This window comes from Rhodoferax sp., from assembly GCF_014859475.1.
Classification (GTDB): Bacteria; Pseudomonadota; Gammaproteobacteria; order Burkholderiales; family Burkholderiaceae_C; genus Rhodoferax.
Genome location: NZ_JACUUE010000109.1, coordinates 1 through 8,111, shown reverse-complemented (window position 1 = coordinate 8,111; position 8,111 = coordinate 1). Strand labels below are relative to the sequence as shown.

Annotated in this window: 7 protein-coding genes and 1 pseudogene; 5 read left to right on the top strand and 3 right to left on the bottom strand. The window is 61.9% G+C overall.

The window, feature by feature from the left end:
• Window positions 1–173 precede the first annotated feature (173 nt).
• The 3 genes from IBX54_RS10035 to IBX54_RS10025 are packed head-to-tail and all read right to left on the bottom strand — an operon-like array spanning window position 174 to window position 3,085.
• Window positions 174–1,031, bottom strand: a complete 858-nt coding sequence (locus IBX54_RS10035; RefSeq protein WP_296542517.1) for a sulfurtransferase — start codon at window positions 1,029–1,031, stop codon at window positions 174–176.
• Window positions 1,032–1,051: 20 nt separating this feature from the next.
• On the bottom strand, window positions 1,052–1,939 hold the full coding sequence (locus IBX54_RS10030) for a DMT family transporter (RefSeq protein WP_296542516.1): 888 nt from the start codon (window positions 1,937–1,939) through the stop codon (window positions 1,052–1,054).
• A 3-nt stretch (window positions 1,940–1,942) separates the two neighbouring features.
• The gene (locus IBX54_RS10025; RefSeq protein WP_296542515.1) at window positions 1,943–3,085 is read right to left on the bottom strand and encodes an aromatic ring-hydroxylating dioxygenase subunit alpha; all 1,143 of its coding nucleotides are present in this window, start codon (window positions 3,083–3,085) and stop codon (window positions 1,943–1,945) included.
• Between the two features lie 268 nt (window positions 3,086–3,353).
• Between IBX54_RS10025 and IBX54_RS10020 the strand changes: the two genes are divergently transcribed.
• From IBX54_RS10020 to IBX54_RS10000, 5 genes and pseudogenes are all read left to right on the top strand, one after another.
• Window positions 3,354–3,596, top strand: coding sequence for an exodeoxyribonuclease VII small subunit (locus IBX54_RS10020; protein WP_296542514.1), 243 nt, complete (start codon window positions 3,354–3,356; stop codon window positions 3,594–3,596).
• Window positions 3,593–4,513 (top strand): polyprenyl synthetase family protein, encoded by a 921-nt coding sequence (locus IBX54_RS10015; protein WP_296542513.1) that lies wholly within the window; start codon window positions 3,593–3,595, stop codon window positions 4,511–4,513. The genes IBX54_RS10020 and IBX54_RS10015 overlap by 4 nt, the downstream gene beginning before the upstream one ends.
• A 35-nt stretch (window positions 4,514–4,548) precedes the next feature.
• Complete coding sequence (gene dxs, locus IBX54_RS10010; protein ID WP_296542512.1) at window positions 4,549–6,417, top strand: 1-deoxy-D-xylulose-5-phosphate synthase; 1,869 nt, start codon at window positions 4,549–4,551, stop codon at window positions 6,415–6,417.
• Window positions 6,418–6,554: 137 nt separating this feature from the next.
• The gene (locus IBX54_RS10005; RefSeq protein ID WP_296542511.1) at window positions 6,555–7,640 is read left to right on the top strand and encodes a TRAP transporter substrate-binding protein; all 1,086 of its coding nucleotides are present in this window, start codon (window positions 6,555–6,557) and stop codon (window positions 7,638–7,640) included.
• A 244-nt stretch (window positions 7,641–7,884) separates the two neighbouring features.
• Window positions 7,885–8,111, top strand: a pseudogene (locus IBX54_RS10000) (ABC transporter substrate-binding protein); the annotation flags it as partial.

Genomic DNA, 8,111 nt, shown 5'->3' with positions numbered 1-8,111 from the left:
TGGCGATCCACGACTTCCGGGTGCATGGATTGCGTCACTTCGTTCGCAATGACGGGGCTGTTCGTGGAAAAGTGTTGGGGTGCGATGCCATGTTGTGGTGACCGACGACCCCGGATTCTGCTTCGCGCCATCCGGGCTACGGGTTTGCCGCACGCCGGGTTCGTGGTGTGAGGTCAGCCTTGCGCGACAGGGCGATCAGCGTCACTGCACCACTCGCTCCAGCTGCCCGCGTACAGCGCCGTGCGTCCCAGGCCGGCGACTTCCATGGCGATCAGGTTGGGCACGGCGCTGACACCGCTGCCGCAGTGGTGCACCACGCTGGCCGGGTCGCGGCCTGCCAACAGCGCCTCAAATTCAGTTTTCAAAACATCGGCACTTTTGAAGCAGCCATTGGCATCCAGGTTGTCAGAGAACGGGCGATTCAGCGCGCCCGGAATGTGACCCGCCACCGGGTCGAGCGGCTCGACATCACCCCTGAAGCGCGGCGCACCGCGGGCATCCACAAGGGTCTGGCCGGGGCGCGCCAGCGCGCGCAAAACCGACTGGGTGTGGGTCAGCACCGCCTTGGGAGAGCCTGGCGTGTAAGTGACTGCGGGCCGCGCCGGGGCCGTCCCGGCCTCGACGGCGCCGCCTGCCGCGAGCCAGGCGGGCAGTCCGCCGTCGAGCACCGCTACTGCCTCATGCCCCACCCATTTCAACAGCCACCACAGGCGGCCGCAGTAGTTGGCGCCCTGGCGGTCATACACGACTGCCTGCATGTCGGGCGCCAAGCCAACGCTGCCGAGCCAGGCGGCAAAATTTTCGCGCGAAGGCAGCGGGTGGCGGCCACCGCTGGCCGCGTCGGGCGCGCCGTGGGCGCTCAGGTGCCGGTCGAGGTCGGCGCGCACCGCACCGGCAAGGTGGCTTTGCTGGTATTGCGCATCGCCGGCCGCAGGCTGCATCAGCTCGAAGCTGCAGTCGAACACCAGCAGCGGCTGGCCGCTGGCCAACAGGGTCTGCAATTGGGCGACAGAAATCAGGGTGCTGTACATCGGTGTTCCTTTAAGGTGGGTCAGTGTTCTTCAGCGGGGGTGTTGGGCAAGGCGCGGGTGCGCAGCACAGTGGCGGCAATGCCGCTGACCACAATTACCGCCATGCCGGCCCAGCCGATCAGCGGTATGGCGTCGTCGAACAACACCAGGCTGTAAAAAGCGGCAAAGACAATACCGGCGTATTGCAAATTGGCCACCAGCAGCGTGGCGCCGCGGCTGTAGGCGCGCGTCATGCACCACTGGCCCAGGGAGGCCAGCACACCGATGGGAATCAGCCAAGTGGCGGCTTGCCAAGACACGCTGGCCCAGGGGGTGAAGCCGTTCCATAGCACGCCGGCCAGCCCGGCGAAGGCCGTGCTGACCGAAAAGTAAAACACGGTGCGGCCCTCGGGTTCGCCTGCCTTGCCCAGCGCGGTCACCTGCAAATAGGCCAGCGCCGCACCCATGCCCGAGAGCAACCCCACCAGGCCGGCAAACAACTGGTTCTGGTCGAGCGTGGGGCGCAGCATCATCACCACGCCGGCAAAACCGGCCAGCACGGTGGCCATCAGCGGCCCTTGGCGGCTGCTTTGGCCATACAGCATCGCACCGCCCACCACAAAAGCCGCCACCCAGACACCGCTCATGTAATTGAGCGTCATGGCGGTGGCGAGCGGCAAATGGGCAATGGCATAAAACCAGCTTGACAACGCAAACACGCCAACGGCCGCGCGCCAGGCGTGCATCATGGGTACTTTGGTGGCCAGCGGTGTGCGCCGGGCGCGCAACACCAGCGTCATGAAGACGACGCTGACCAGACCGCGATAAAACACCAGTTCAGCCACGCTGAAACTGCTTGACGCGAACTTGATGCCAACCGCCATGGTGGCAAAAAAGAAGGCGGCTCCCAGCATCCAGAGTGCTTGCATCCCTTACAGACCCTGCGGCCCAATGGCGCGGCGGTACCAGGCGTGAAAGTGCTGCATGCCGTCCTCCATCGGGCTCTGGTAGGGGCCCACCTCGTTGTCACCACGTTGCAGCAGCGCCCGGCGCCCGGCATCCATGCGCTCGCCGATTTCGTCGTCTTCGAGGCAGGTTTCCATGTAGGCGGCTTGCTGCGCTTCGACAAACTCGCGCTCGAAGGCGGCAATTTCCTCGGGGTAGAAAAATGCCACCTGGTTCAGCGTTTTGTCAGGCCCCATGGGGTGCAAGGTGGACACCGTCAGCACGTGCGGGTACCACTCGACCATGATGTGCGGATAGTAGGTGAGCCAAATGGCACCACGCTCAGGCAAGGCACCGTTGCGGTAATTTAACAGCGCGTCGTGCCAGCGCCGATAGCTTGGAGAACCAGGCTTGCCAAAAGCCTTGGAGACGCCTACGGTCTGCACCGAAAACTGTTCGCCAAATTGCCAGCGCAGGTCGTCACAGGTGACAAAGTGGCCCAATCCCGGATGGAACGGACCCACGTGGTAGTCCTCCAGATAGACCTCGATGAAAGTTTTCCAGTTGTAGTTGCACTCATGCAGCTCGGTTTTGTCAAGCACGTAGCCAGAAAAATCCAGCGCTGCCTGTTCGCCCATGCCGGCCAGGTCAGCCGCCACGTCGCGCCCGTTGTCCTCGAACAGCAGGCCGTTCCACTCGCGCAGCGGGTAGTTGTGCAGGTTCAGGCACGGGTCGGTGGCAAAGTGGGGTGCGCCAATGAGCTTGCCTGCGGGCGTTTGGCCGGCGCTGTCGCCGCCGCTGTAGGTCCAGCGGTGGATCGGGCAGACGATGTTGCCCGCAGCGGCACCGGGCAAGCTGCCACGCCCCTTGAGCATGATGGCCTGGCGATGGCGGCAGACATTGGAGATGAGCGCGATGCCGCCTGGCGTGCGCAAGAGCGCGCGGCCCTCGCTCTCGTGGGCCAGCGTGGCGTAGTCGCCTACGTTGGGCACACTGGCGGCGTGCCCCACATAGCGTGGTCCCCGCTGAAACAGGGTTTGCAATTCGCGCTGGTAAAGCGCGGCATCGAAATAGCTTGAAACTGGTAGTTGGCCGGTGGCCTGCTGCAGTTGAAGACTTAAATCAGACATGGGTAACCTGACCTGAGGGCTCGTCCATGAATAAGCTGTGCATTTGGTCTGACCTGCCAAATGTGCATATTATTTGTGAACGAGTCCTATTGACTCCCCACAGGGAGATGCGCTGGTGGCCGTAGCCGTGCGCGAGACGAAAAAACCCAGCCGGGGCTGGTGCAAAGCGAGGCATTGTACCTTTGCGGCCTGTGCCGGCAGCGCGCCCGGCATGGGCTTGGCAACAACGCATAAAATCGTTATTTTGATTCCGGGAGTGTTGCGTTTTATGGTTACTGCCTCCAAACACGGACCCGCTGCGCCGGCGCACTACGAGGCGGCGTTGCAGGAACTTGAGCAATTGGTGGCCAAGCTCGAATCCGGCGACATGCCCCTGGAGCAACTCCTGAGCCAGTACCAACGCGGTGCCGAATTGCTGAAGTTTTGTCGCGAACGACTGGCGGCCGTTGAAGAGCAAATCAAGGTGCTCGACCAGGGCGCGCTCAAGCCATGGATCGGCGACGCGGCATGACTAGCACATTTGACTTGAATGGTTGGTGCACGCAGCATCTGCAGCGCGTTGAGCAGGCGCTAGACGTCTGGGTCAGCGTCGATCTAGCCTCGGATCTGGCGCACGCCGCGCCCGCCGACCTGATGCTGGCCATGCGCTACGCCGTGCTCGATGGCGGCAAGCGCCTGCGCCCCTTGCTGGTGCTGGCGGCATCTGAAGCGGTCTCTGGTGCGCAGGATGAAGCCGCCTTGCGCGCTGCTTGCGCCGTTGAACTGATCCACGCGTATTCGCTGGTGCACGACGACATGCCGTGCATGGACAACGATGTGCTGCGCCGCGGCAAGCCCACCGTGCACGTGCAGTTTGGCTCGGCCAGTGCCTTGCTGGCGGGCGATGCGCTGCAGGCTCTGGCCTTTGAGCTATTGACTCCTGACGAGGCGGCTGTGCCGACCAAATGCCAGGCCCGACTGTGTCGTTTGTTGGCGCGCGCGGCGGGCTGTGCCGGCATGGCTGGGGGCCAGGCGATTGACCTGGCCAGCGTTGGCCGACCGCTTACCGAAGACCAGCTGCGCCAGATGCACCAGCTCAAAACCGGCGCCCTGCTGCAGGCCAGCGTGATGATGGGTGCCGCCTGTGGCGACACCACGGCGCAGGCGGCACAAGCCCTGCAAGCCTATGGTGCCGCCATCGGTCTGGCGTTTCAGGTGGTGGACGACATCCTTGATGTCACCGCCGATTCGGCCACGCTGGGCAAAACGCCGGGCAAGGACCAGGCCCAGGACAAGCCCACTTATGTCTCGCTGATGGGGCTGGAGCGCGCCAATGCCTATGCCCAGACCCTGTACCAGCAGGCGCTGGCGGCGCTGGCCTCGAGCGGCCTGGCGGACACGCGTGCGCTGCAAGGGCTGGCCAGCCTGATGGTGCAGCGTTCAAGCTGACGTACTTCCTGCTGTCAAAATCAGAGCCTATGTTGATGAATATCCCTTATCCCTTGCTGCAGACCATCCATGGCCCGGCTGACCTGCGCCATCTGCCGCGCGAGCAACTCGACACCCTGGCCACTGAACTGCGCGCCTTTTTGCTGGAAAGCGTGTCCAAAACAGGCGGTCACTTGAGCTCCAACCTGGGCACCGTGGAACTGACGGTGGCGCTGCACTATGTGTTCAACACGCCGCACGACCGGGTGGTGTGGGACGTGGGCCATCAAACCTACCCGCACAAAATCCTCACCGGCCGGCGCGAGCGCATGGCCAGCCTGCGCCAGTTGGGCGGCTTGAGCGGCTTTCCGCAGCGCGCCGAGAGCGAATTCGACGCCTTCGGCACGGCGCACTCCAGCACCTCCATTTCGGCCGCTTTGGGCATGGCCATGGCCTCGCGGCTCAAGGGGGAAGACCGGCACGCCATTGCCGTCATCGGCGACGGCGCCATGACCGCCGGCATGGCTTTTGAGGCCATGAACAACGCCGGGGTCTCGGACTGCAACCTGCTGGTCATCCTGAACGACAACGACATGTCGATCAGTCCGCCGGTGGGCGCGCTGAACCGTTACCTGGCCAAGTTGCTCAGCGGCCAGTTTTATGCTGCGGCCAAAAGTGCCAGCAAAAATGTGTTGCGCGGTGCGCCACCGCTGCTGGAGCTGGCGCGCCGCTTTGAGGAGTCGGCCAAGGGCATGGTGAGCCGCGTCACGCTGTTCGAGAAATTCGGTTTCAATTACGTGGGACCAATTGACGGCCACGATGTGCAGACGCTGGTGTCGGTGCTGGAAAACATCAAGCATCTCAAGGGCCCGCAGTTTTTGCACGTGGTCACCAAAAAAGGCCAAGGCTACAAGCTGGCTGAGGCCGATCCGGTGGCCTACCACGGCCCGGGCAAGTTCGACCCGGCCGTGGGCCTGCAAAAATCTGCGGCTGTCAGCAAACCCACGTTCACCCAGGTTTTTGGCGACTGGTTGTGCGACATGGCCGCCGCCGACGATCGGCTGGTGGGCATCACGCCGGCCATGCGCGAAGGCTCCGGCATGGTGGCTTTTGAGCAGCGCTTTCCCACACGTTATTTCGATGTGGGCATTGCCGAGCAGCACGCGGTGACCTTTGCCGCTGGTCTGGCCTGCGAAGGCCTGAAGCCGGTGGTGGCGATTTACTCCACCTTTTTGCAGCGCGGCTACGACCAGTTGATCCACGACGTGGCCATCCAGAACCTGCCGGTGGTGTTTGCGCTCGATCGCGCGGGTTTGGTGGGGGCCGATGGCGCCACCCATGCCGGCGCCTATGACATTCCTTATCTGCGCTGCATTCCCAATATCAGCGTGGCCTGCCCGGCTGACGAAAATGAGTGCCGCCAGTTGCTCAGCACGGCCTATGCCCAAAGCACGCCGGTGGCGGTGCGTTATCCGCGCGGCGCGGGTGCTGGCGTGGCGGTCGGCTGCACGCTCGACGCGCTGCCGTTCGGCAAGGGCGAAGTTCGCCGCAGCGGCCAGCGCGTGGCCATTCTGGCTTTTGGCACGCTGCTGTACCCGGCGCTGCAGGTGGGCGAGGCTTTGGATGCCACGGTGGTCAACATGCGCTGGGTCAAACCACTCGATGTGGACTTGCTGCTGCAGGTGGCGGCCAGCCACGAGGCTTTGGTCACGCTGGAAGAAGGCGCCATCATGGGCGGGGCGGGGAGCGCCGTGCTAGAAGCGCTGGCGGCAGCCGGCATCACCAAACCGGTGCTGCAACTGGGATTGTCAGACAAATTCATCGAACATGGTGACCCGGCCAAATTGCTGGCGCTGCAGGGGCTGGATGCGTCCGGCATTGAGGCTGCTATTCGCGCACGTTTTATGATGGCGCAAGCTTTGTGAAGACAAAAAGTCTTTTTAGGGTAAACCCGCCCATTTGCGGGTGCTGCGCTTCTTAAAATGTCGGGCGACACTTAACCGTCGTTGCCATGCCTTGCAGCACGGCTGTAAATTCAGTTTTCAACTCCAGGAGTAAATCAATGGATCGTCGTTCAGTTATTAAAAATGCAGGTATCGCGGGCATTTTGGCAGCGGGTGCTGCACCGGCCGTGCACGCCCAGGGCGCCAATGTGCGCTGGCGCCTGGCATCGAGCTTTCCCAAGTCGCTGCCCACCATTTTTGGCAGTGCCGAGATGTTTGCCAAGACCGTCAAGGACCTGTCTGGTGGCAAGTTCGAAGTGTCGGTCCATGCCGCAGGTGAACTGATGCCACCTTTTGGCGTGGTGGACGGGATTCAAAATGGCACCGTCGAGATGTCTCAGACAGCGTCCTACTATTTCACTGGCAAGGACCCCATTTTTGCCTTCAGCTGCGCTGTGCCCTTCGGCCTGACCGCGCGCCAGATGGACGCCTGGATGGAGCACGGCAACGGCCGCAAGCTGATGGACGAGTTTTACGCCAAGTACAACATCAAGAGCCGCAGCGCGGGTAACACCGGCACGCAAATGGGCGGCTGGTACCGCAAGGAAATCAATACTGTCAAAGACCTCAAGGGTCTGAAAATGCGCATGGGTGGCGGCCTGTTCGGCGAAGCCATGCATAAGCTCGGCGTGGTGTCGCAGAACATGCCCGCCGGTGAGGTTTATCAGGCGCTTGAAAAAGGCACGCTCGACGCCACCGAGTTCGTCGGCCCCTACGATGACCAGAAGCTGGGCTTCAACAAGGTGGCGCCGTTTTACTACTATCCCGGTTGGTGGGAGGGTGGCGCCGAGCTGGAGTTTTTCATCAACACCAAGGCCTATGCGGCGCTGTCGCCCGAGTACCAGGCCATGGTCGATGTGGCCACCGCCGTGGCGGCGCGCGACATGACGGCCAAGTACGATGCCTTCAACCCGATCGCCCTGAAAAAGTTGGTGGCGGACGGCACCAAGCTCAAGCCCTTCTCAACGGCCATCATGGACGCCGGTTTCAAGGCATCGATGGAAGTGTTTGCCGAGCACGAAGCCAGGTCGCCAGAGTTCAAGAAAATTCACCAGGACATGCGAGCCTTCCAGCGTGATCAGATTCTGTGGCTGCGCTTTTCCGAAATGCGTTATGACAGCTACATGGCGACTGCCAAAATTTAAGCGTCCTATCGTCTAGCCTAAGGTCGGCTACCCCAAACCTTGCATGGCATGGTTTGGGGTATTTTTTTGCCCAGTGGAAACAATGAAATTATTTTGTTGACTGGTTGAAAATTCATGCGCCACGAGTCAAGGGAAACCCTGCGGACCGTGTCGCTGCCTTATACCTGCAATAAGCAGTGGCCCAAAAAGTCATGGCGGCCTTTATACAGTCCGCGCACAACGCTATTTAAACAGGGGTAAATTGATGGATCGTCGTTCCGTTCGCTGGCGCCTGGCTTCAAGCTTTCCCAAAGCCCTCGACACCATTTTTGGTGCCGCTGAAATGTTTGCCCAAAAAGTGGGCGAATTATCCCGTGGCAAGTTCACTATTTCGGTTCATGCCGGCGGCGAGTTGATGCCTGCGGGTGCCGTGCTTGACGGCTCTTCCAACGGCACGGTGGAGATGGCGCACACGGCGCCCAATTACTTCTT